This is a genomic window from Streptomyces sp. NPDC014764 (assembly GCF_043082785.1).
In the GTDB taxonomy this organism is placed as follows: domain Bacteria; phylum Actinomycetota; class Actinomycetes; order Streptomycetales; family Streptomycetaceae; genus Streptomyces; species Streptomyces althioticus.
In genome coordinates, this window is sequence record NZ_JBIBXY010000002.1 from 319,248 (window position 1) to 339,514 (window position 20,267).

Annotated in this window: 21 protein-coding genes; 11 read left to right on the forward strand and 10 right to left on the reverse strand. The window is 70.7% G+C overall.

The window, feature by feature from the left end:
• Positions 1 to 79: 79 nt before the first annotated feature.
• Complete coding sequence (locus ACF1AG_RS06520; RefSeq protein WP_359599582.1) at positions 80 to 706, reverse strand: winged helix-turn-helix transcriptional regulator; 627 nt, start codon at positions 704 to 706, stop codon at positions 80 to 82.
• Between the two features lie 81 nt (positions 707 to 787).
• Between ACF1AG_RS06520 and ACF1AG_RS06525 the strand changes: the two genes are divergently transcribed.
• Both ACF1AG_RS06525 and ACF1AG_RS06530 read left to right on the forward strand, forming a co-directional pair.
• A complete protein-coding gene (locus ACF1AG_RS06525; protein WP_359599580.1) occupies positions 788 to 1,996 on the forward strand; it encodes a pyridoxal phosphate-dependent aminotransferase in 1,209 nt (402 codons plus the stop codon).
• An 86-nt stretch (positions 1,997 to 2,082) separates the two neighbouring features.
• Positions 2,083 to 2,409: a hypothetical protein gene (locus ACF1AG_RS06530; protein WP_359599579.1), complete on the forward strand. Its 327-nt coding sequence runs from the start codon at positions 2,083 to 2,085 to the stop codon at positions 2,407 to 2,409.
• Positions 2,410 to 2,431: 22 nt separating this feature from the next.
• On the opposite strand, the gene ACF1AG_RS06535 is transcribed toward ACF1AG_RS06530, so the two are convergent.
• From ACF1AG_RS06535 to ACF1AG_RS06545, 3 genes are all read right to left on the reverse strand, one after another.
• Entirely contained in the window at positions 2,432 to 3,232 is an 801-nt protein-coding gene (locus ACF1AG_RS06535; protein WP_359599578.1) for a GNAT family N-acetyltransferase, read from the reverse strand.
• Positions 3,233 to 3,509: 277 nt separating this feature from the next.
• Positions 3,510 to 4,418, reverse strand: coding sequence for a GNAT family N-acetyltransferase (locus ACF1AG_RS06540; protein WP_359599577.1), 909 nt, complete (start codon positions 4,416 to 4,418; stop codon positions 3,510 to 3,512).
• A gap of 145 nt (positions 4,419 to 4,563) precedes the next feature.
• Complete coding sequence (locus ACF1AG_RS06545; RefSeq protein WP_359599576.1) at positions 4,564 to 5,463, reverse strand: helix-turn-helix transcriptional regulator; 900 nt, start codon at positions 5,461 to 5,463, stop codon at positions 4,564 to 4,566.
• 168 nt (positions 5,464 to 5,631) lie between these two features.
• Here ACF1AG_RS06545 and ACF1AG_RS06550 point away from each other — a divergent pair, with 168 nt between their 5' ends.
• A complete protein-coding gene (locus tag ACF1AG_RS06550; RefSeq protein ID WP_359599575.1) occupies positions 5,632 to 6,564 on the forward strand; it encodes an MBL fold metallo-hydrolase in 933 nt (310 codons plus the stop codon).
• Positions 6,565 to 6,592: 28 nt separating this feature from the next.
• Here the strand turns inward: ACF1AG_RS06550 and ACF1AG_RS06555 are convergent, their stop codons facing one another.
• Positions 6,593 to 7,324 (reverse strand): hypothetical protein, encoded by a 732-nt coding sequence (locus tag ACF1AG_RS06555; RefSeq protein WP_359599574.1) that lies wholly within the window; start codon positions 7,322 to 7,324, stop codon positions 6,593 to 6,595.
• Positions 7,325 to 7,355: 31 nt separating this feature from the next.
• Entirely contained in the window at positions 7,356 to 12,032 is a 4,677-nt protein-coding gene (locus tag ACF1AG_RS06560; RefSeq protein WP_359599573.1) for an RHS repeat-associated core domain-containing protein, read from the reverse strand.
• A gap of 144 nt (positions 12,033 to 12,176) precedes the next feature.
• Here ACF1AG_RS06560 and ACF1AG_RS06565 point away from each other — a divergent pair, with 144 nt between their 5' ends.
• Complete coding sequence (locus ACF1AG_RS06565; protein WP_359599572.1) at positions 12,177 to 12,518, forward strand: hypothetical protein; 342 nt, start codon at positions 12,177 to 12,179, stop codon at positions 12,516 to 12,518.
• Here the strand turns inward: ACF1AG_RS06565 and ACF1AG_RS06570 are convergent.
• Entirely contained in the window at positions 12,477 to 13,211 is a 735-nt protein-coding gene (locus tag ACF1AG_RS06570) for an inositol monophosphatase family protein (RefSeq protein WP_359599570.1), read from the reverse strand. The genes ACF1AG_RS06565 and ACF1AG_RS06570 overlap by 42 nt on opposite strands.
• 244 nt (positions 13,212 to 13,455) lie before the next feature.
• Here ACF1AG_RS06570 and ACF1AG_RS06575 point away from each other — a divergent pair, with 244 nt between their 5' ends.
• The 4 genes from ACF1AG_RS06575 to ACF1AG_RS06590 all read left to right on the forward strand — a co-directional run bounded on the left by ACF1AG_RS06575 (position 13,456) and on the right by ACF1AG_RS06590 (position 16,904).
• Positions 13,456 to 14,421, forward strand: coding sequence for an ABC transporter substrate-binding protein (locus tag ACF1AG_RS06575; protein ID WP_359599569.1), 966 nt, complete (start codon positions 13,456 to 13,458; stop codon positions 14,419 to 14,421).
• A gap of 65 nt (positions 14,422 to 14,486) precedes the next feature.
• Positions 14,487 to 15,242, forward strand: coding sequence for an ABC transporter permease (locus ACF1AG_RS06580; protein WP_359599657.1), 756 nt, complete (start codon positions 14,487 to 14,489; stop codon positions 15,240 to 15,242).
• Between the two features lie 26 nt (positions 15,243 to 15,268).
• On the forward strand, positions 15,269 to 16,045 hold the full coding sequence (locus ACF1AG_RS06585) for an ABC transporter permease subunit (RefSeq protein ID WP_359599656.1): 777 nt from the start codon (positions 15,269 to 15,271) through the stop codon (positions 16,043 to 16,045).
• Between the two features lie 37 nt (positions 16,046 to 16,082).
• Entirely contained in the window at positions 16,083 to 16,904 is an 822-nt protein-coding gene (locus ACF1AG_RS06590; RefSeq protein ID WP_391809390.1) for an ABC transporter ATP-binding protein, read from the forward strand.
• An 11-nt stretch (positions 16,905 to 16,915) separates the two neighbouring features.
• Here ACF1AG_RS06590 and ACF1AG_RS06595 read toward each other — a convergent pair whose 3' ends face one another.
• The 3 genes from ACF1AG_RS06595 to ACF1AG_RS06605 all read right to left on the reverse strand — a co-directional run bounded on the left by ACF1AG_RS06595 (position 16,916) and on the right by ACF1AG_RS06605 (position 18,406).
• Positions 16,916 to 17,287 (reverse strand): MazG-like family protein, encoded by a 372-nt coding sequence (locus ACF1AG_RS06595; RefSeq protein ID WP_359599565.1) that lies wholly within the window; start codon positions 17,285 to 17,287, stop codon positions 16,916 to 16,918.
• 171 nt (positions 17,288 to 17,458) lie between these two features.
• A complete protein-coding gene (locus ACF1AG_RS06600; RefSeq protein ID WP_387795340.1) occupies positions 17,459 to 17,659 on the reverse strand; it encodes a hypothetical protein in 201 nt (66 codons plus the stop codon).
• A 282-nt stretch (positions 17,660 to 17,941) separates the two neighbouring features.
• Entirely contained in the window at positions 17,942 to 18,406 is a 465-nt protein-coding gene (locus ACF1AG_RS06605) for an ATP-binding protein (protein ID WP_391809391.1), read from the reverse strand.
• Between the two features lie 149 nt (positions 18,407 to 18,555).
• Between ACF1AG_RS06605 and ACF1AG_RS06610 the strand changes: the two genes are divergently transcribed.
• Genes ACF1AG_RS06610 through ACF1AG_RS06620 form a run of 3 tightly spaced genes read left to right on the forward strand, consistent with a single transcriptional unit; the run spans position 18,556 to position 20,212 of the window.
• Positions 18,556 to 19,383: a helix-turn-helix domain-containing protein gene (locus ACF1AG_RS06610; protein WP_391809392.1), complete on the forward strand. Its 828-nt coding sequence runs from the start codon at positions 18,556 to 18,558 to the stop codon at positions 19,381 to 19,383.
• Positions 19,380 to 19,577, forward strand: a complete 198-nt coding sequence (locus ACF1AG_RS06615; RefSeq protein WP_391809393.1) for a DUF397 domain-containing protein — start codon at positions 19,380 to 19,382, stop codon at positions 19,575 to 19,577. Before ACF1AG_RS06610 ends, ACF1AG_RS06615 begins: the two co-directional genes overlap by 4 nt.
• On the forward strand, positions 19,574 to 20,212 hold the full coding sequence (locus ACF1AG_RS06620) for a hypothetical protein (RefSeq protein ID WP_359599560.1): 639 nt from the start codon (positions 19,574 to 19,576) through the stop codon (positions 20,210 to 20,212). Before ACF1AG_RS06615 ends, ACF1AG_RS06620 begins: the two co-directional genes overlap by 4 nt.
• The last annotated feature ends 55 nt before the right edge of the window (positions 20,213 to 20,267 follow it).

The window sequence follows — 20,267 nt, forward strand, 5'->3', positions numbered from 1 at the left end:
GGCCGCGTGCGTGCGCTTGGAGCGGGCGTCGGCCTGGCGTGCTTCTCCCGCGGTGAACAGCATGTACGGGGCCTGCCCCTCACGGCTCCCTGAGCTGCTTGGCGAGTGGACTGTCGCCGGTGACCTCGACGCGGCCTTCCCGGATCGCCTCCGGGAGGGACAGGTCGCCCCGGCTGAGGCCGATGCACGTCGGGGTGTCGAGGGTGAGGACCGCGTCCGGGTCGGCGGGGGCGGGGCCGTCGCCGTAGACCGGGCTGCCGGCCGCGCCCGCGTGGACGTGGAAGCAGCCTTCGTCCAGGCGCACTTCGACCAGTCCGTCGCCCTCCAGCTCACGCAGCAGCGGCAGGGCGAACCAGTGGGCGCGGACCGCGTCGGTCGGCCGGCGTTCGCCGAGATCCGGCTGCCCCCACGCCCCGAGCGCCTGGAGTACCGGCAGCAACTCACTTCCTCGGGGCGTGAGTTCGTAGACGTAGGCCGCGCCGGGAGGCGGAAGGCGGCGGCGGGTGGTGAGGCCGTCGCGTTCCATGTCCTTCAGCCGTGAGGCCAGTACGTCCGTGCTGACGCCCGGCAGGTCCGCGTGCAGGTCCGTGTAGCGGCGCGGCCCGGCCAGCAGTTCCCGGACGATCAGCAGGGTCCAGCGGTCACCGACGACGTCGAGCGCGCGAGCGGCGGAGCAGTACTGGTCGTAGCTTCGGCGAGGTGGCATGCCTCGCAGTCTAGACATGTCGTTGGACTTTCCAAGCAGCCACTTGGTAAAACCAAGTAACACCAGAAACCGGAGGGGCCCATGGAGTTCCGGCAGTCGAGCAAGCTCAGCGAGGTCTGTTACGAGATCCGCGGCCCGGTGATCGAGCACGCCAACGCGCTGGAGGAGGCGGGGCACAGCGTGCTGCGCCTGAACACCGGCAACCCGGCCCTGTTCGGTTTCGAGGCGCCCGAGGAGATCCTCCAGGACATGATCCGGATGCTCCCCCGGGCGCACGGCTACACCGACTCGCGCGGCATCCTCTCCGCCCGCCGCGCGGTGGCCCAGCGCTACCAGACGCTCGGCCTGGAGGTCGACGTCGACGACGTCTTCCTCGGCAACGGCGTCTCCGAGCTGGTGTCCATGGCGGTGCAGGCGCTGCTGGAGGACGGCGACGAAGTCCTCGTTCCCGCTCCGGACTTCCCCCTGTGGACCGCGGTGACCAACCTCGCGGGCGGCAAGGCGGTGCACTACCTGTGCGACGAGCGGTCCGACTGGTACCCGGACCTCGACGACATGGCCGCGAAGATCACCGACCGCACCAAGGCGGTCGTCATCATCAACCCCAACAACCCGACGGGCGCGGTGTATCCGAAGGAGGTCGTCGAGGGCATCCTCGACCTGGCCCGCCGCCACGGTCTGATGGTCCTCGCGGACGAGATCTACGACCAGATCCTGTACGACGACGCCGTGCACCACTCGGCCGCCGCGCTCGCCCCCGACCTGGTCGTGCTGACCTTCTGCGGCCTGTCCAAGACGTACCGCGTGGCGGGCTTCCGCTCGGGCTGGCTGGTGGTCACCGGACCGAAGCAGCACGCGAAGGACTACCTCGAGGGTCTGACCATGCTGGCGTCGATGCGGCTGTGCGCCAACGCGCCCGCGCAGTACGCCATCCAGGCCGCGCTGGGCGGCCGGCAGTCCATCCGGGACCTCACCGCCCCGGGCGGCAGGCTGCGCGAACAGCGGGACGTGGCCTGGGAGAAGCTGAACGACATCCCCGGCGTGAGCTGCGTGAAGCCGAAGGGCGCGCTGTACGCGTTCCCGCGCCTGGACCCGAAGGTGCACAAGATCCACGACGACGAGAAGTTCGTCCTGGACCTGCTGCTCAGGGAGAAGATCCAGGTGGTCCAGGGCACCGGCTTCAACTGGCCCTCCCCCGACCACTTCCGCATCCTCACCCTCCCCCACGCGGAGGACCTGGAGGCGGCGATCGGCCGCATCGGCCGCTTCCTGAGCGGGTACCGGCAGTAGGCGACCCCGTCCGGGAGAATCCACGGAAGAACGCCGCGTACGGGTGCCGAGGAACCGCCCGCGCGGTGATCGCGTCGGATCAGGGCATGAAGGAACACACACGCGGCTGCTCCGGCCTGCTCCTGGCGTTCGTGGGGGCCGTCACCGCCGTGCTGGCCTGGGCGCCGAGGGCAAGGGTCAGCGTCCATGGCGGGTTCGAGGGCCTGCACCGCGACCTCAGCGTCCTCTACGTGGACCTGCCCCTCATCGCCGCCGGAGGTGCGCTCCTGCCCACGGCGGTCTGGCTCCTCGCCCTCCGTGTGCTGGGTCGCCCCTGGCTCGCGGTCGTGCCGGCGGTGGCCGCCCTCGCCTTCGGTGTATGGGGCTTGCTGAGCTGGTGGACGCCGTACCAGCCGCCGGAGGTCGTGTACTAGCGGCCACTGCCGGCCCGCCGGATCACGACACCGAAGTGAAGAACCGCATCGGGGAGTTGGGCCGGAAGCCGATGCGGGGGTAGACGGGCGCCCCGGCGGCGGTCGCGTGCAGGGTGGCGCGGGTCGCTCCCGTGGCGCGGGCGCCCTCGTACAGTGCCTTGCGCGTCACGGCCTCGCCGTAGCCCCGGCGCTGGTGCTCCGGGTCGGTGGCGACGAGCAGGACGAAGAGACGGCCCTGCGTCTCCACGGTGGCGGCGCAGGCCACGGCGGTGCCGTCCCGCAGGCCCAGGTAGGCGTGGATGCCGTCCTTCCACAGCGTGGAGCCGGTGAGGCCGTCGCGGCCGTCGTCGAGCGGGAAGCCGTAGGCGCGGGAGTTGACGTCCGCGTAGGCCCGCAGCTGCTCCTCGGTGGTCACGCGCTCGAACGTCAGGTCGGGATGGTGCGGTTCGGGGAGCGGCAGCAGGTCGCCGGCCATGCCGGTGCCGGGGAAGGCGTAGGCGAGGCCGGCCTTTTCGGCGGCCGAGTCCAGGGCGGCGCGCGCGTCGTCGTCGAGGAGGTCCTCGAAGAGCCACAGGAAGCCGGGCCGGCTCTTCGCCCGCATGATCTCCGCGGCCTCCTTGAGGCGCCGCTCCAGGAGATCGGGTCCGGCTCCGACGTCGGTCAGGGTGACGCAGTTCCAGAAGGCGAACCGGCTGTCGGCCCACCGGACGGCGATGCCGGGCAGGTCACGGACGTCGGCGTCCGGGTCACGGTCGAGCACGACGGTCCGCCAGGCGGCGGCGAGTTGTTCCATCGACTCGACGGAGTCGGCGAGATCGTGCACAGGGGTTCCTCTCGGGCGGGGGCGGGCAAGGCCCTCCTGCGGTACGAGTTGTACACGGGTCATGCCCTCCGGAGGGCCCTCTCTCCCACTCGGGAAGCCGTTTCGCTCCTTCTCGGCGTCGCTCCCGGCAGAGGCCGGCAAACTGCGTGAACTCCTCGACGACTACCTCAGCGAATACGGCCAGTACCTCGCTGTGCCTCGCCGCATCCGTTACAGGAGTGCCGACTCGTCGCTCCGCGGTGGGTGCCGGCCCTCGGGCCCTCACCCACTGCGGTGCTCAGCCGGCCGGGTCCAACGCCGTCGCCGGGTGGAGGTTGACGCGTTCCCTGACGACCGGGAAGCCCGCCTTCGCGAAGCACGCGGCCATCGGGGTGTTGCCGCGGTCCGTCGCCGCGCTGATGTGTTCCGCTCCCTGTTCCACCAGGTGACGGGCGCATTCCACGAGCAGGTCGTAGGCGTAGCCGTGGCCGCGGTGTTCCGGGAGGACGCCGATGAAGGCGATCGTCGGGCCCGAGGGGTTGTGGGCCGGGATGTGGATTCCGGCCAGGGCGCCGTCCGAGGTGTGCGCGGTCTGCCACCACTCGCGCGGGGACGGGCACCAGTGGAAGAAGTCGAGCTCCTCCTGGGCCGCCCGGTCGAGACCGCCCTCCTCGACGGCCTTGAGCGCGTGTGCGTCCAGAGTCGCGGAGTGGATGCGGCGCAGCGCGTCGAGGAAGACGGTGTCGTCGGGTTCGGCGCGGAAGGTCAGGCGGCCCGGGCGGCCGGGGAGGCCCCGGTCAGGGGTCCAGCGGTACAGGAAGCGCTCCACCAGGAGTTCGTAGCCGGCGGCGCGTGCGGCGGTGAAGCGCGTCTCGGCGGCCGCGTGCAGGGCGGGGTCGTCACGCCAGCCGCCGGGCAGGTTGATCTCGAGCTCGACCTGTCGCGGCGCGGAGCGCAGCAGTTCGGCTCCGGCCTCCTCCTCGCCCTCGGCCACGTCGAACCAGTTGATGTTCACGGGCTCCGGGTCGTCGGGCCCGCCCCACCACGCCCCGCGTGCCACGACCTCGCCGTCGCGCAGGGCGACGCGCTTCCAGTCGGGGCGGAAACGGGTGCGCCGGTGGGCCTCGCGGGCGCCGAGCGGGTCGGGAAGCTCGTCGAACAGGTGGGCGTCGCTCACCGTGAGCGTGCGGATGACCAGGTCGGTCATGGAATCCTCCGGGATGCCGCATGCGGGGTCGCATGCCGCTGCTTGAAGCGCTCCCGGTTCAGAACTCGTCGTGCACGCCGGGACAGTGGAGAGGGGAACGCTGGAAAGGTGTGAACCGCACGGCACTCGCCTCCTTCCGTCCGCGTCAGGGCGTGGAGGCATACGGTACGGGGGCGTCCACGGGCCGTCCACGGGATTTCAGGGCCTCCAGGGCTGCCGCCGAGGGCGAGCCGGGCTCCGCCGTGAAGGTGACCAGGGACTGATGCGGTTCCTTCGGGATGTCGAACGTCTGCTGGATGACCGTCAGTTCGCCGACGACCGGGTGGGCGAGGGTGTGTGCGTCGCGGCCGCAGGGGTCGACGGTGTGGGCGTCCCAGATGGTCACGAATTCCGCGCTCCGTGCCGTCAGTTCGGTGATCAGCGCGGCGAGGTGGGTGTCTCCCGGGTTGCGCGCGGCCAGGATGCGCAGGTTGCCGACCACCGCGCGGGCCTTCGCGGGCCAGTCGCGGTACAGGGCGCGGGTGGGGGCGTCCAGGAAGACCAGGCGGGACAGGTTGGGCCGGGTGCCGGGATCGTCGGGCGCGGCGACGTCCAGGTGGGGGGCGAGGAGCGCGTGACCGGTGCCGTTCCACGCCAGGACGTCGTTGCGGCGGCCGACGACCAGGGCCGGCACGTGGGCGGCCATGGTGGTGAGGAGCGTGCGCAGATCGGCGGAGGCCGTCTCCGCGCCGCCCGGTGCGGTCGGGCGGCGGGTGCGGTGGCCGGCCGTCGAGGAGAGGTCGAGCAGGTGGTCCCGTTCGGGCGGGGACAGGCGCAACGCCCGTGCCAGCGCGTCGAGTACCTCCGGTGAGGCGTTGGCCTGTTGCCCCTGTTCGAGCCGGGTGTAGTAGCCGGCGCTGACGCCCGCGAGCAGCGCGACCTCCTCGCGTCGGAGGCCGGGGACGCGCCGTCGGTCCCCGTACCGGGGCAGGCCGACGTCGTCGGGGCTCAGCCGCGCCCGCCGCGCCTTCAGGAACGCGCCGAGCGGTGATGTGCGGTCGTCCATGCGGCCAGTATGCGCGGGGGCGGTGGGCGGGAGCCTGTACCTGCCAGGGGTAGGCAGGGGCGGGGCTGGTGGCGGGCGGGGCGGGGCCCGCAGAGTCGGTCGTACGGCCGCGCCGCCCGCTGCGGAAGCGGCACGCCACCTCTGCCCCCACCCTGTAGGAGGAGACCCATGCCCACCGCCCGCACCGCACAGCCCCAGGTCACCACGCTCCGCCTGGGGGAGGTCGAGATCTCCCGCGTCATCGAGTTCTCCGAGACCTCCCCCATGACGACCGGCGTCTTCTTCCCCGGCAGCACGCCGGAGGAGTGGCAGCGGCACGCCGAGCTGCTGGACCCGGACCACTGGGACCCCCGTACCGACCTGACCCGCGTCGCCACCCAGTCGTGGGTGGTGCGCAGCGAGGGCCGGGTGATCGTGATCGACACGGGGGCGGGGAACGGCAAGTACCGTCCGCTTCAGCCGATCTGGTCGTACCTGGACACCGGCTACCTGGCCAACCTGGCCGCCGCCGGCATCCGCCCCGAGGACGTGGACCTCGTCGTCAACACCCATCTGCACGACGACCACGTCGGCTGGAACACGTACCTCGAGGGCCGCGACTGGGTGCCCACCTTCCCCAACGCCACGTACCTCATGCCGGCGATCGACGTGGCGTACTGGCATCCGGACAACCTGCACCGCACGCGGTTCGGGCGGGGCAACCAGAACGTGTACGAGGACAGCGTCCAGCCCGTGATCGACGCGGGGCTCGTCACGACATGGGAGGACTCCTACGTCATCGACGGCAACCTCCGGCTGGAACCGGCGCCCGGCCACACCCCGGGTTCGGCGGTCGTCCATCTGGAGTCCGGGGGTGAGCGGGCGGTGTTCGCCGGGGACCTGCTGCACGGGGCGGTCCAGATCCACGAGCCGCATCTGAACAGCTGCTTCGAGGAGGACGAGGAGGGCGCACGCGCCAGCCGCGCACGGATGTTCGCGTACGCGGCCGACCATCGCGCGTTGGTGTTCCCCGCTCATCTGCCGGGGCAGGGGGCCTTCGAGATCCGGCGGGAGGGCGGCGGGTTCGGGCTGGCCCGGTGGGCGCCGTTCCCACAGACCTGACCGTAGATCGGTTGCCGCTCGCAGCGGCTCACTGAACGCTGGTGCGGGCCACGGCCTCCAGTTGTCCGGGGTTCACCGTTTCCTGCGTCGCGTCGTGCGTCAGCGTGAGGCCGGTGCCCGTACTGTCCGCCCGCCGGACGTCACCGTGCCGGTTCTCCCACTCGACGAAGCTGCCGGGAGCGCCGTCGAGCAGCCCCAGTTCCCGCACCAGCGTGTCCAGGGGCGCGAAGCCGCGGGCGTCGCCCTTGCTCATGCTCTGGGTGCGGGTGTTGTGGTAGCGCATCTTGACGAAGGGCACCTCGATGCGGTCGAGCTTGTTCGGCTGCAGCATCTTCCGGAACCTGCCCCACGCCTCCTCCTCGTTCTCCCTGCCCGAGATCTCACTGGTGTAGGCGGGGAAGACGGCGTAGGTGACGGCGGACAGCTCGGGGTTCTCGGTGGCGTGGTAGCCGTGCACCTCGGCTGCCGCCACCCCCACGGTGTCGAACCGTGTCCCGTCGTGGTGGAAGCCGCCGATGGACACCAGGGGCCGCCCCTGTCGCACGAAGGTGCCGTCATGGGCGCGGGCGTGGGCGAGCAGCGCGGTGACGAGCGCCTCGTCGTAGGGGCCACGTACGTTGACCTGCAGATTGTGCCTGCCGTCGGTGGAGAGTGCGGCGGTGAAGGTGAACATCGGGTTCGGTGACCACCGCCACGCGCTACCCAGGCCCGGAACGGGAGCGGCGCCGGGCATGGCGGACAGGACGGATTCAAGGTTCATGAGGGTGGCTCCTGTGCTCGGGATGGGGGCCCTAGCTGCATGAGTAGAGGGTGGGGTGGACATCCTGGCGGTAGGTGGCGTCCATGAGCGCGCCACCACGGGAGTTTTCGCTTCTCGTCATGGGCTCCATGTTGTCGGGATCGTTGTAGAAGTCGTTGCGGGTGGCCCGGTCGGAACGGTAGCCCGTCTGGTTCCAGTGATCGACCACTGGTGTGAGGTGCTCGTACGTGAGCTGGTTGGACGGGATGATTTCGCCTGCGGCGTTGCGCCAGGTCAGCTCGGACCTGGGGATGCGTTCCATGATCTGACGGCCTTGAGGGTCGAGCTGTCCGGTGGGACGCATCGGTGTGCCGCCCTGGGCGATGCCCTCGTCGGTCCACGTGGCGGCCATGGCGTCATGGGTGGACTGGCGATAGCTGCCAGGGTACTCGGTGTCGCGGTTGTGGGTCTGTACGGGCGAGTTCGGGTCCCTCTCCCACCGGCCGCGCTGGCCGCGGACGCGGATGAGACCCAGCGGGTCGAGGAGCAGGAGCGGGTTGGTGACGTAGGCATAGTCGTTCGGGTCCGGGGCCAGGCCCAGCGGATCAGCGCTGAGGTAGCGCGCGGTCTCCGGGTCGTAGTAACGGAAGTAGTTGTAGTTCCAGCCGGTCTCAGCGTCCGCGTACTGCCCGGGGAAGCGCAGCGGGCACTCGGCTTCCGAGTCCGTGTGTGGTGCACCGGTCGGTTGCCCCCAGGCCGTGAATCTGCGGTGCCAGACTATTCGGCCGTCCGCCGAGACGAGTTCGGTCGGCGTTCCGACGAGGTCAGTGACGATGGCGTAGAAGCGGGCGTCGATGTCGCTCGGGTCGCCTCCGCCTCGACCCGCCGCCGGGCGTTCGCGGCTACCGCTCACCGTCTGGGCGACGGGCCGGTAGGAACCCGGCGCGTAGTCCCACGTGGTGACGGTGCCGTCGGTCTCGATCTGTTCGGCGAGGCGTGTTCCGTCCCAGCTGAACGTCGTCTCCTCCAGGACGTCCCCGTCTGTGCCGAGGCGCTGTTTGCCGACACGTCGGCCGTCCGGATCGTACGTGTAGCGCCACTCAGTTCCGTCCGGTGTGACGGTCCGGACCAGGCGGTCCTCCGGGCTCCACCCGAAGTGGGAGGTGACGCGCCCGCCGCTGAGGAGACGGACCGTCTTGCGGATCAGGCGTCCTTGGCCGTCATAGGCGTAGGTGGTGCGTCCGGCGCGACGCAGTCTCGTACCGTCAAATTCGCGGGGCTGCGGTTCCGCTGTGCCACCGTGCGAGGAGGTGCTGATGAGGTTACCCGCGCGGTCATACCCGTAACTCTCCTCACGGTCGGCGGTCCTGACGGCGGTCAGCCGGCCGACCGGATCCACGTCGAACCGGCGGCTCTCGCCGAGCAGCTCGTCGATCTCCCTGAGCGCTCCGTCAAGGTCGTACTCGTAGGTGCGATGCTGGAGCAGCTCACCGCCCGCGTCGTCACTGCCGTGGCTCGGAGTGGTCACCGATTGCCTGGTCAATCGGCCGGAGCCGTCCCAGCTCTGGTGGAGCACCGCCTCCGTGCCGATGGTCCTGCGGATCTCACGGTGCGCGGTGTCGTAACCGAAGCGCAGTTGGCTGCCGGTGCCGGTCAAGGTGTGTGGGTGGCCCGTCGCCTCGTAGGTCCAGGTCGAGGTTATGCCCGAGGGCGTACGTCGGCTGATGCGGCGACCGAGGGCGTCGTAGGTGTAAGTAGTGGTCCGGCCGTTGACCGTTTCGGTCAAGGTGCGGCCCATGGGGTCATAGGTGCGTTCGACCGTGGTGTCGCGGTTCGCCGCCCGGAGCAGTGAGCCGGCGCTGTCGTACTCGTAGGTGGTGACCTCGTCCGCCGTGCGGTACTGGCGTGGCCGGCCGAGCAGGTCCACGGTCACGTCGGTGGTCTGTCCTGCGCCGTTGGTCCACGAGGTTCGCTGCCCGGCCGCGTCGTGTGTGTAGGCGAGCGTGCGGCCGTTGAAGTCCGTCTCCTGAATCAGGCGGTTGGCCTCGTCGTACGCGTACTGCCAGGTACGGCCGTCCGCGTTGTGAACACCGGTCAGGTTCAGTTCGGTGTCGTAGGCGAACGTGTAGCGGCGGCCGTCCGGTGTGATGCGGGAGGTGGGCTGGTGGAAGTGGGTGAACTCGTACGAGGTGACCGCACCGTTGCGGGCCGTGTGGGAGACGAGGTTGCCTTCACCGTCCCAGCTCCACGCCTCCGTCGCGCCGTCCGGGAAGGAGCGCCACGAGGCCAGTCCTTCGACGGTCCAGCCGAATCGGTCGGTGGCACCGGAGGGGTCGGTCACCGCGGTCACGCGTCCGAAGGAGTCGCGCCGCGCTCGGGTCGTCCGGCCCTCCGGGTCGGTGAAGGCCACTGGCAGGCCGGCCGGGTCGGTCTGGATGTGCCGGGTGTGACCGAGCGCGTCGGTGACCGAGACGGGCCGCCCCATGGCGTCGTAGCCGTAGCGGGTGGTTGCGCCGGACGGGTCGGTGACGGTCAGGCGATTTCCTTGCCCGTCATAGGTGTAGCTCCAGAACGAACCGTCGGGTTCCGTGAGCCGGAGGGTGCGGCCTGCGTCGTCGTACTCGGCCCGGAACGAGCTGAGGTCGGGCCTGACCACCTCGGTCAGGTGACCGGCCGTGTCGAAGACCTGACGGGTCGTGCGGCCCAGCGGGTCGGTCCAGGAGACCAGACGTCCGTTCCGGTCCCACTCCCGGTGGGTCGACGCTCCCAGGGGGTCGGTGACCTGGACGAGTTGCAGACGCTCGTCGAACCGGTACGCAGTGACCCGGCCAAGGGAGTTCAGGTACCTGTTGACGCGTGCCGCGTCGTCGTAGATGAGGGAGCAGTCCAGAAAGCCGTCCGCTCCCCTGCCGGCCGTAACCCTGTGCCGCTCGTCATAGGTGTAGCGGTACCAGCCACCGTTGCGGTCGGTCCAGCTCGTGATGCGGGACTCGGCGTCGTAGGTGAACTGGAAGCTCCGGCCCTGCCCGTCGGAGACGGCGCAGAGGTTGCCCTCCGCGTCGTAGCGGTAACGTCGCACCGCCGCCCACGGTACGTGGGCTTCCGCGCCGTAGCCGTCTTCCGGGGAGCTGCGAACGCTCAATGACGTGACCCGGCCGTGTTCCGTGGCGACGGCCACCCGGTAGCCGCCCGAGTGGCGCAGCTCGGCGAGGTCGCCCGCCTCGTCGTAGAGGAAGTCGATGCGGTGCCCATTGCGATCGGTGATCGCGGCGAGGGGCAGGATGTAGGCGGCAGTGTCACCGTCGCGCCGTGCGCCGGGGGCGAAGTGATGCGCTCGTCCGGTCTCGTCGTCGTGCACGGTGATCGTGCCTCCGCCGTCACCGTTCCACGTCAACGGCCGTCGAGGCCCTTCAAGAGGCAGGGTCGCGGTGCCGGGCGCGGGAATCGGATAGGCCAGGAGCATGCCGTCCTCACTGGCGAACACCACTCCCTGGTCGTCGATCTCCAGGCGTTGGTCCAGCGTCGATGCCCAACTGCGCCCGAAGTAGCGTCCCCAGCGGTAGGTGGAGACATGAGTACGCCGGACGATCAGCGGCAGGAGCCCGCCGAGTTCCAGGTCCACCTGCTCCATGAGCATCTCGCCGGACACCATGTCGATCGGGTCGCCGCCCCGGCACCGGCCCTTGTAGGGCTTGGCTTTCGCGAGAAGGTCCTTGGCGCCGGAGCGCAACGTCTTCAGGCCGCCCCGGACGGCGGCGGCCATCCCCTTCATTCCTTTGGCGATCGCTCCGAGGGATGTGAGGCCCTTGACTCCGGGTATGCAGTCCAGGGCTGCCAGCCCCACGTCCCACAGCGACACCTGTCCTTTGCGATATTTGTTGAGAGTGTCGGCGAGGACGACAAGAGCGGCCACGACGACGATCGCGGCGAGGATCGGCCCCCCGATGATCATCGCGACGATGCCGACGACCGCGACGACGACCTTGCAGACCGCGACGATCGAGTCCCAGTTGTCGGTGAACCAGTCCCCGATGTCCTCCCACCACGACCGGTTCTGGATGCCGGCGTCCGACGCCTCGTCGATTTTCGACTTGGCCTCGCGGGCCGCGTCCTCACGCATCTTGCGCGCGTCCTCGGCCATCTTCTTCGCCGCGTCCAGCGCGCTCTGCGCGTCATCCACGGCCGACTGGGCGTTGGTCTGCGCGGTCTGGGCCTGCTGGACGTCCCGGGTGGCCGCGCGGACCTTTGCCTCGTCCGGTTTGTCGGCGTCCGACTTGCTGCCGGTCGGGTCGTCCTTGTACTTGTCGGCCTCCTTCGACGCCCGCGTCACCCACGACTCAGCCGAGGCGAGCTTCGACTGCGCCGAGGACAGGTTCTCCCGTGCCTCCCGCGCCTGACGCAGCGCCTTGTCCGCCAGAGCCTGCGCCCGCTCCAGCTTCGGCCAGAAGTCGGCGAGCGCGTCACCGCACATGCCGTAGGACTTCTCGAGCTTCTTCAGGTTCTTCGGTACGCCGGAGAACTCCTCCTTGAAGACGGTGGCCGACTTTCCCGCCCACTCCGCGAGCGTGCTCTCCCCCGCCATGCCCCTCACCAGACGCAACGCCTCGGACACGTCGTCGGCGAAGTCGTGCAGCGTCTTGGCGAGCGTGCGCACCCGCTGCGGATCCCCGGGGGTCGGGTCCTTGGCCAGGTCCAGAACATGCCAGTCACTCGGCCTGTGGCCCACCATCACGCAACCCCCCGTCGGCACCTGCTGGTGCATCATCAACCCATATGCGCACGTGAACTTACTTGGCACAGTGATTCGAGGAGAAGGGGCTCCTTGGCTGTTGGAGGAAGGCGTGCCGACGGATCAGGCCAGTGCAGGTGTGGCATGCAGTGGTCGCTTCGGGGCCACAGAGGGGAACCGAGCGGCGGCCCGGCGGAGGTGCGCCGCGGCCTGCAGTCCGCCGGCCTGAACGCGGCGACCATCGTGACCGTCCTGCCCTGCCTGGGCGACGACGGTGAGCGGCTGGTGCCGACGTGCCCCGGCCTTCTCGCCAACCCGGCCCGGGAGCGGCAGCGAATCACCCGGGCGATCACCGATCTGCAGAGTGCGCGGGCGGCGCTCGACGCGGTGATCTCGGCGGCACCCGCCGATGTCGCGGAGCGGGCGGCCGCCCTCGACTGGGCCTCAGCGGCTGGCGGGGGTTTTCTGACGCAGCATCGCCAGTAGCAGACCGTGGGTCTCCTCGTCGGCGGCGGCCACCAGCCCGCGGCCGGTCGGGCCGAGCGGGGCGCCATCGATGCCGGTGACGACGCAGCCGGCGGCGCGGCACAGGGCGATGCCTGCCCCGAAGTGCACGCTGCCGGTCAGGTCGCCGCCGTCGGTGACGTACGCGGCGCGTTTGCCCGCCGCCACCCAGGCGAGGGCGAGCGAGGTGGAGCCGACGCGGGGTCGGAAGGTCGCGGTGAAGGCCGGGTTGGTCAGAAGCTGCACGGCCCGGAGGGCGGGCGCGCTCGGGAACGGCGGGTCGAGGTTGAGGTCGACCAGACCGGTGTCGGGGGTGGGGGTGAGCGGGATGCCGTCCGTCCCGTGCTGCCCTCGCACATGGGCGGTTCGCCCGTCGGTGAGGAACACCTCGCCGCTGAAGGGGTCTGCCACAGCCGCAGGGCCGTCCCGCAGGGCCACGTCGACGGCGACCAGCATGGTGCCGACGGCGTAGTTGAGCGTGCCGCACAGGGGGTCGACGAGCCATTGGCGTGCGGCGTCGGTGGCGCCCTGCTGCCCGCCCTCCTCCCCGAGGAATGCGTCGTCGGGCCGCGCGGCACGGATGACGTCGAGGATGGCCTTTTCGGCGGCGATGTCGGCTTCCGTTGCGAAGTCCCCGGCGTCCTTGTCCATCCGCCCGAGCCGCCGTCCGTACATTCCCCGCACGACATCCGCCCCAGCACGCGCGGCCGCGAGGGCGACATCGGCGTCAGCCGTACTCCTGCATACGTCGGTCACACACGCACGCTACCGGCGTCCTGTCGCGCGGCGCTGCCCCGCTGGGGTTGTTGAAGACTGTCGTACCGATGGGTTGACCCTCCGTAGAGCCTGGCCCTAGGTTCCCCCGCAGCAACGTTCGTCGGCCTGCGCACACTCACACCGTGACTCACCAGGAGGCCCTGTGCGTCGTCTGCCAGCCGGACTTGTCGCCGTCGCGTTGCTCGCCGTCACAGTCACGGCCTGCGGGTGGTCCTCGTCCGGGGCCTCCGGCACGTCGTCGGACGGCGTCACCACCGTGAAGGTCGGTGTGATCCCGATCGTCGACGTGGCCCCCGTCTACCTGGGAGTGAAGCAGGGCTTCTACAAGAAGCGCGGCCTCGACCTCACGCTGGAGACCAGCCAGGGCGGCGCCGCGATCGTACCGGGCGTGGTCAGCGGCCAGTTCGAGTTCGGGTTCAGCAACACGACCTCGCTGATGGTGGCCCGTAGCCGCAGCGTGCCGGTACGGGCCGTAGCCAACGGTGTGGCCTCCACCGGGAAGGCGGGCGCGGACTTCGGCGGTGTCGTCGTCAAGGGGGACAGCCCGGTCAAGTCGCCGAAGGACCTGGCCGGGAAGAAGGTCGCGGTCAACACGCTGAAGAACATCGGCGACACCTCCGTACGGGAATCCGTGCGCAAGGCCGGCGGCGACCCCAAGAGCGTGCAGTTCGTGGAGCTGCCCTTCGATCAGATGCCCGCCGCCCTGGACGCCGGGCAGGTCGACGCCGCCTGGGTCGTCGAACCCTCCCTCTCGGTCGCCAAGGAGCAGGGCGCACGGGTGGTCGCCTCCAACTTCGTCGACGTCTCGCCCGAGCTCACCATCGCCCTCTACTTCACCTCCGACAAACTGGCGCAGCAGGACCCCGAGTTGGTGAAGAAGTTCGCCGAGGCGACCCGTGAGTCCCTCGCCTACGCCGCCGGTCACCCCGACGAGGTCCGGGAGATCCTCGCCACCTACACCAAGATCCCCGAGCAGACGCTGCGGGCCCTGACGCTCCCCCGCTGGCCCGAGGAGCCGGACCGCGCGTCCTTGGAGCGGCTGGGTGAACTCGGCCGCCAGGACGGGCTGTTCGACGAGGCTCCCGATCTGGATTCGCTGCTGCCGTGACCCGGGCAGCGGAGAACGGCGGTCCCTCGGACGTCCGCCGACGCGGGGCCGGGCCGGGCAACGCCCTGCTCGGCCTCGCCGGGCTCTGCGGCTTCCTCGCCCTGGTCGAGGCGCTGCCCCGGCTCGGGTTCGTCTCCCCCGGCCATCTTCCGCCCACCAGCGACATCGCCACCGCGCTGATGGGCGAGCTGTCCGACGCCGCCTTCTGGACGGCACTCGGCGACACCCTGACCGGCTGGGCCCTCGGCCTCTTCATCGCCACCGCCGCTGGCATCACCGCCGGCATGGTGATCAGCATCGTCCCGTATCTGCGGCAGGCGACGGCCAGTACCGTCGAGTTCCTGCGGCCCATCCCCTCGGTGGCCCTGATCCCCCTCGCCGTCCTGCTGTTCGGCACCGATCTGCGCTCCACCCTGCTGCTGGTCGTCTACGCCGCCTTCTGGCAGGTCCTCGTCCAGGTCCTCTACGGGGTCCAGGACACCGACCCCGTGGCGGAGGAGACCGCACGCTCCTACGGCCTGGGGACCTGGGCCCGGATCCGTCATGTGCTGTGGCCGACCGCCCTGCCCTACGTGATGACCGGCGTACGGCTCGCCGCGGCCGTGGCCCTCGTCCTCGCGATCACCGCTGAACTCGTGATCGGCGCACCTGGGTTGGGCTCCCGTATCGCCGTTGCGCAGACGTCCCACGCCGTCCCCGACATGTACGCGCTGGTCGCCGTCACCGGACTCGTCGGTGTCCTGATCAACGCGAGCGCCCGTGCGGTGGAGCGCCGCTCGCTGGCCTGGCACCAGTCCGTGCGGGGCGAGGTGACCCCGTGAGACGCGCGAGCACCGGTCGTCCTCACCTGCGCACCGCCCTGCTGCGACTGCTGCTCGCCCTCGGCCTGCCCGTCCTCCTCGCGGCCGTCTGGTGGTTCGCCTCCGCCGGCAGCACCGACGTCTACTGGCCGCCCTTGCGCACCATTCTGGAGACCGGGCGCGAGGTGTGGACGGCCGAGCGGATCACCGCCGACGTGGTGCCCAGTGTCACGCGGCTGTTCCTCGGTTTCACCGCGGCGGGCGTCCTCGGTGTGGCGCTCGGCGTCGTCATCGGCACGTTCCCGCGGGCGCGGGCCGTTATGGAACCGGTGCTCGAGTTCCTGCGCGCCGTGCCGCCGCCCGTCCTGGTGCCCGTCATCATGCTCTTCGCGGGGATCGGCGACACCATGAAGGTCGTCGTCATCGTCTCCGGGTGTGTGTGGCCGGTGCTGCTGAACACGGTCGAGGGCGTGCGGGCGGTCGACGGTGTGCTGGCCGAGACCGCCCGCTCCTACGGCGTGGGGGGCCTCGCGCGTCTGCGTCACCTGGTCCTGCCGTCCGCGTCCCCGCAGATCTTCGCGGGACTCCGGCAGGCACTGTCCATCGGCGTCATCCTGATGGTCATCAGCGAGATGTTCGCGGCCAGCAACGGACTGGGCTTCGCCGTCGTCCAGTTCCAGCGGAGCTTCGCGATCCCTGAGATGTGGAGCGGCATCCTGCTGCTCGGTCTGCTCGGCGTCCTCCTCGCCCTGGTGTTCCGGGCCGTGGAACGCCGTGCCCTGGCCTGGTACCACGGCCTGCGCCGGTCCCGGAGGGCGTCATGACGGGCAACGGCCGCGCGCACCCACGAAAGGACGGCACATGCTCGACGTGAGGGCCCTGCGGAAGGTCTACGAGGGACACGGCCGGAACGTCGAGGCGGTGCGCGACCTCACCTTCTCCCTGGACGCCGGTGAACTGGTCTGCGTCGTCGGCCCGTCCGGGTGCGGCAAGACGACGCTGCTGAAATGCGTCGCCGGTCTGCTCGAACCCACCTCCGGCGAGGTCGTGCTGCGGGGGCGACGGGTCACCGGGCCGCCGCCCGGGATGGCGGTGGTGTTCCAGGAGTACGGGCGCAGTCTCTTCCCCTGGATGCGGGTGCGGGACAACGTCGAACTGCCGCTGCGCCAGAAGAAGCACCTGACGAAGGCCCGGCGCCGGGAGCTGGTCGAGCACGCCCTGCACGCCGTCGGCCTCGACGACACGGCGGGCGCCTACCCGTGGCAGTTGTCCGGCGGTATGCAGCAGCGTGTCGCCATCGCGCGGGCGGTGGCGTACGAGCCGGAAGTGCTGCTGATGGACGAGCCGTTCGCGGCGGTCGACGCGCAGACCCGCGCGGATCTGGAGGACCTGGTCCGCCGGCTGTGGCAGAAACTCGGCGTGACCGTCCTGTTCATCACGCACGACATCGACGAGGCCGTCTACCTGGGGGAACGGGTCGTCATCCTGTCGTCGTCCCCGACCGTGGTCCAGGAACAGCTCACGGTCGGCCTCCCCGCCCGCCGCGACCAGCTCCACACCCGGGCGGACCCGCGCTTCACGGAACTGCGGACGCGGGTGTACGAGGAGATCCAGGCGGCGAAGCGGGGTGCGGGGCCGGGGGCCGGCGACGCTCCGTCACGGCCGCTGGACAAGATGCCCTGAGCCAGGTCGGCTCAGACCTCGGTGGCATCCGGCCTACGCGACCCGAGGGAACGGCGGGTGACGCCCTCCAGATGCCGGGCGAACACCTCGGGGGCGGCCGGGGTGAGCGTGCGCAGCGCCACCAGCGCGGTGACGGCGACGTCGCACAACTCCGACCGCACGTCGTCCCAGGTGTGCGTGGTGCCCTTACGGGGGTTCTGCCCGGTGGCCCCGACCACGGCCTGGGCGACCTCGCCGACCTCCTCCGACAGCTTCAGGATGCGCAGCAACAGCCCGTCGGGACCGTCGACCGGCCGGTTGGCGTCGAGCCAGGCACACAGGTCGTCGATGGACTCCCACAGGCCGGGCGGCGGCGTGACGGGAGACGTCGGATGATCGCTCATAGGGCGAGCGTGGCACAGGGCGCCGACAACGGGCGCGGTGCGGGCGGCACCGGCACCGCCGGGTGCACCGATGGTCAGTGGCGGTCACTACGGTGCCCGCGTGACTGAACTTGAGGCGGTCGCTCGCGGGACGGTCCGTGGGGCGCGTGCTGTCGAGCGGTTGGTGTGCCCTCAACGGTGTGTCGGGCCGCCCTGCCGCAGCACGGTGTGTCGCCGGCTCACCAGATCGACGCACTCATGCAGACTCGGCCTCGGCGGACCGACACGGTCACGCATCACGGCAATGGCCTGCACGGTGCGCCCGGCGGAGACGAGCCTGTCCACCTCCGACCGCGCCTCGACCGAGAGCCGACCCCACAGCGCGCTTTCCATACGTCCATCGAACCCCTTCGCCCCCGCGGCGCCGAAGGCGTTCACCGAGGTCGTGTCGGCGCTTCCCGCGAAGTGACGCCTCCTGCCCGGCTCCCCGTCGTCGACGCCCCTCCTGCCGATCGTCGACGCCGGCGCCGCGTCGAAGTCCCGCTCCCGCAGCGCACGGAGTGACGCGTGCAGGACGCGTGAGATGCGTGGCCCCCGGACGGTCCACCGCCTCACCCCGGCGGACCACCTCCCCCGCGTTCGCCATGCCGCCGGTAAGTTCCTCGTTCTCCGCCGTCATGTGCGGCACGTCAGCGGGACCTCGCACCACACCGTCTTCGTGTACGGGTCCCCCGCCGTCGCGCCCCAGTGCGTCGACAGGGACTCGACCAGGAGCAGGCCCCGCCCCGACTCCCCCGCCGGATCGGCCGGGGTGAGAGTGCCCGGGAGCGGCGGGCTGCGGTCCGGGCGGGCGTCCGTCACCTCGATACGGAGCGTGGCGTCCTCCGCGTACAGGGTCAGTCGGAGCGCGAAGTCGCGGCCCCGTGCCCGTCCGTGGCGTACGGCGTTGGCGGCCAGCTCGGCCACCAGCAGGGAGGCCGTGCGGTTGCCCTCGGAGTCGTACGGCCAGCCCCACGACGTCAGTTGCTCCGCCGCGAGGTGCCGGGCCAGCCGGGCTCCCCTCGCCGTCGCCGACAGGCGGATACGGAAGTGACGCGAAGGGCCGGTGTGTTCGTCCACCGGGGCGATCTCGACGTTCATGTCACTCAGCGTGGTCAGCCGGCTCCGCCGTGAACAGCCCCGGCGGCCGGACCTGCACGCCGTGTACGGAAGCCGTCCGGGCCTGTCCGGGTCGCGACGCGTGACATCCGGCGCCCGGCGTGAGTTGAGCACCCCGGAGGTGTGGCGACATGAGCGTGGAGCCTTACGGGGCGGACGAGGAGTCGGCAGCCGTCCTGCGGACCGTCGGCCGCGTCATCAAGATGTGCCGCGAGCGGGCGGGGCTGACCCAGGCCGCCCTCGGCGCGCAGATCGGGTACAGCGAGGAGCAGGTCTCCTCCGTCGAGCGGGGGCGGCGGGCGCCGATGGAGGAGTTCCTCGACGCCGCGGACCGGGCCCTTGAGGCCAACGGCCTCATCGGCGCCCTGAAGGGGGACGTGGAGAAGGCCCGCTTCCCGAAGAAGGTGCGGGATCTGGCGCAGTTGGAGGGGCAGGCGGTCGAACTGTGCGCCTACGCCAACCATGTCGTGCATGGCCTGTTGCAGACGCCTGAGTACGCGCGGGCGCTGTACAGGATGCGGCGGCCGCCCTACACCGACGAGCAGGTCGACGAACTCGTCGAGGCTCGCCTGGCACGCCAGCGCGTCTTCGCCGACCAGCCGGCTCCGATGTTCAACTTCGTCCAGGAAGAGGTCACGCTGCGCAGGCCTCTCGGGGGCAAAATGGTCATGCGCAAGCAGCTCGAACATCTGTTGGAGGTTGGTCGGCGGCGGAACGTGGAGATTCAGGTGTTGCCCACGGACCGAGAGGACCACGCGGGTCTGGCAGGGGCGCTCCAGCTGCTGCGGCTCAAGGAGGGGCTCACCGTGGGACACGTCGAGGTTCAGCTGCTTAACCGGCTGATCTCCGACCCGAAGGAGATCCAGATCCTGGAGATCCGCTATGGCATCATCCGGGCGCAGGCCCTCACACCCCGTGAGTCGCTGGCCTTCATCGAGAAAGTGCTGGGAGAGACATGACCGCGAAGTCCCGCACGGAACTGACCTGGTTCAAGAGCAGCTACAGCACGAACGACGGCCCCGAGTGCGTGGAGGTCGCCCATGCCCCCGCCGCCGTCCACGTACGCGACTCGAAGCGGATACCGGGCCCCCACCTCACCTTCTCCCCCACCCCATGGGCCGCCTTCCTCCCCTACGCGTCCGGGCGCCGATGACCCGACCGCTCACCGCCGCCCAGCGCCGGCTGATCGAGGCCGCCGATCCGGAGACCGGGCGTCTCAAGGGGACGGAGGCCCAGCTCACCGCGTTGGTGAAGCGCGGCCTCGCCTTCCGGCACCCCCGGCCCCCGCACGACCACTTCCTCACCCCCGCCGGGCACCGGGCACGCGAGGCCGCGAACGAGCCCAACGAGCCTCAGGCACCCACCCCCACCGGAGGCGGCGGCGTCTTCACCGCCCGCGTGGGCGGCGAGCCCGCACCCCCCGCCGAGGGCCCCTCCCGCACGCGGGAAGTCAGAAGCGCGTGGCAGGGCATGCTCGAACTGCGCCGCATGACCAACCCCGACGCGTCGACGGACCGCCCGTGTGCCTGGGAGCGCACGCACCTCGTGCAGGCCGCCGCGCTGGCGCTGGAGGCGGCCGGGCACCGGCCGGCGGGGGCGGCGGAGGGCGAGGACGGCTACCGGGTGCGGGACACCCCGCAGCCGGACGCCGTCGCCGTGTACGCGCCTGACGCCTCCGCGCTGCGGGGCTGTGCGGAGACGCTGGAGGGGGCGGGCTGGCAGGCCGGGGAGTACACGGAGCCGAGGACGCGGAGGCGTTACGTCCTGGCCTCTCCGCGCCGCGTCTGAGGGGCGTGCCAAGATCGGTGGATCGGGCGACGAACCGAACCGGCGTGAAGGGGAC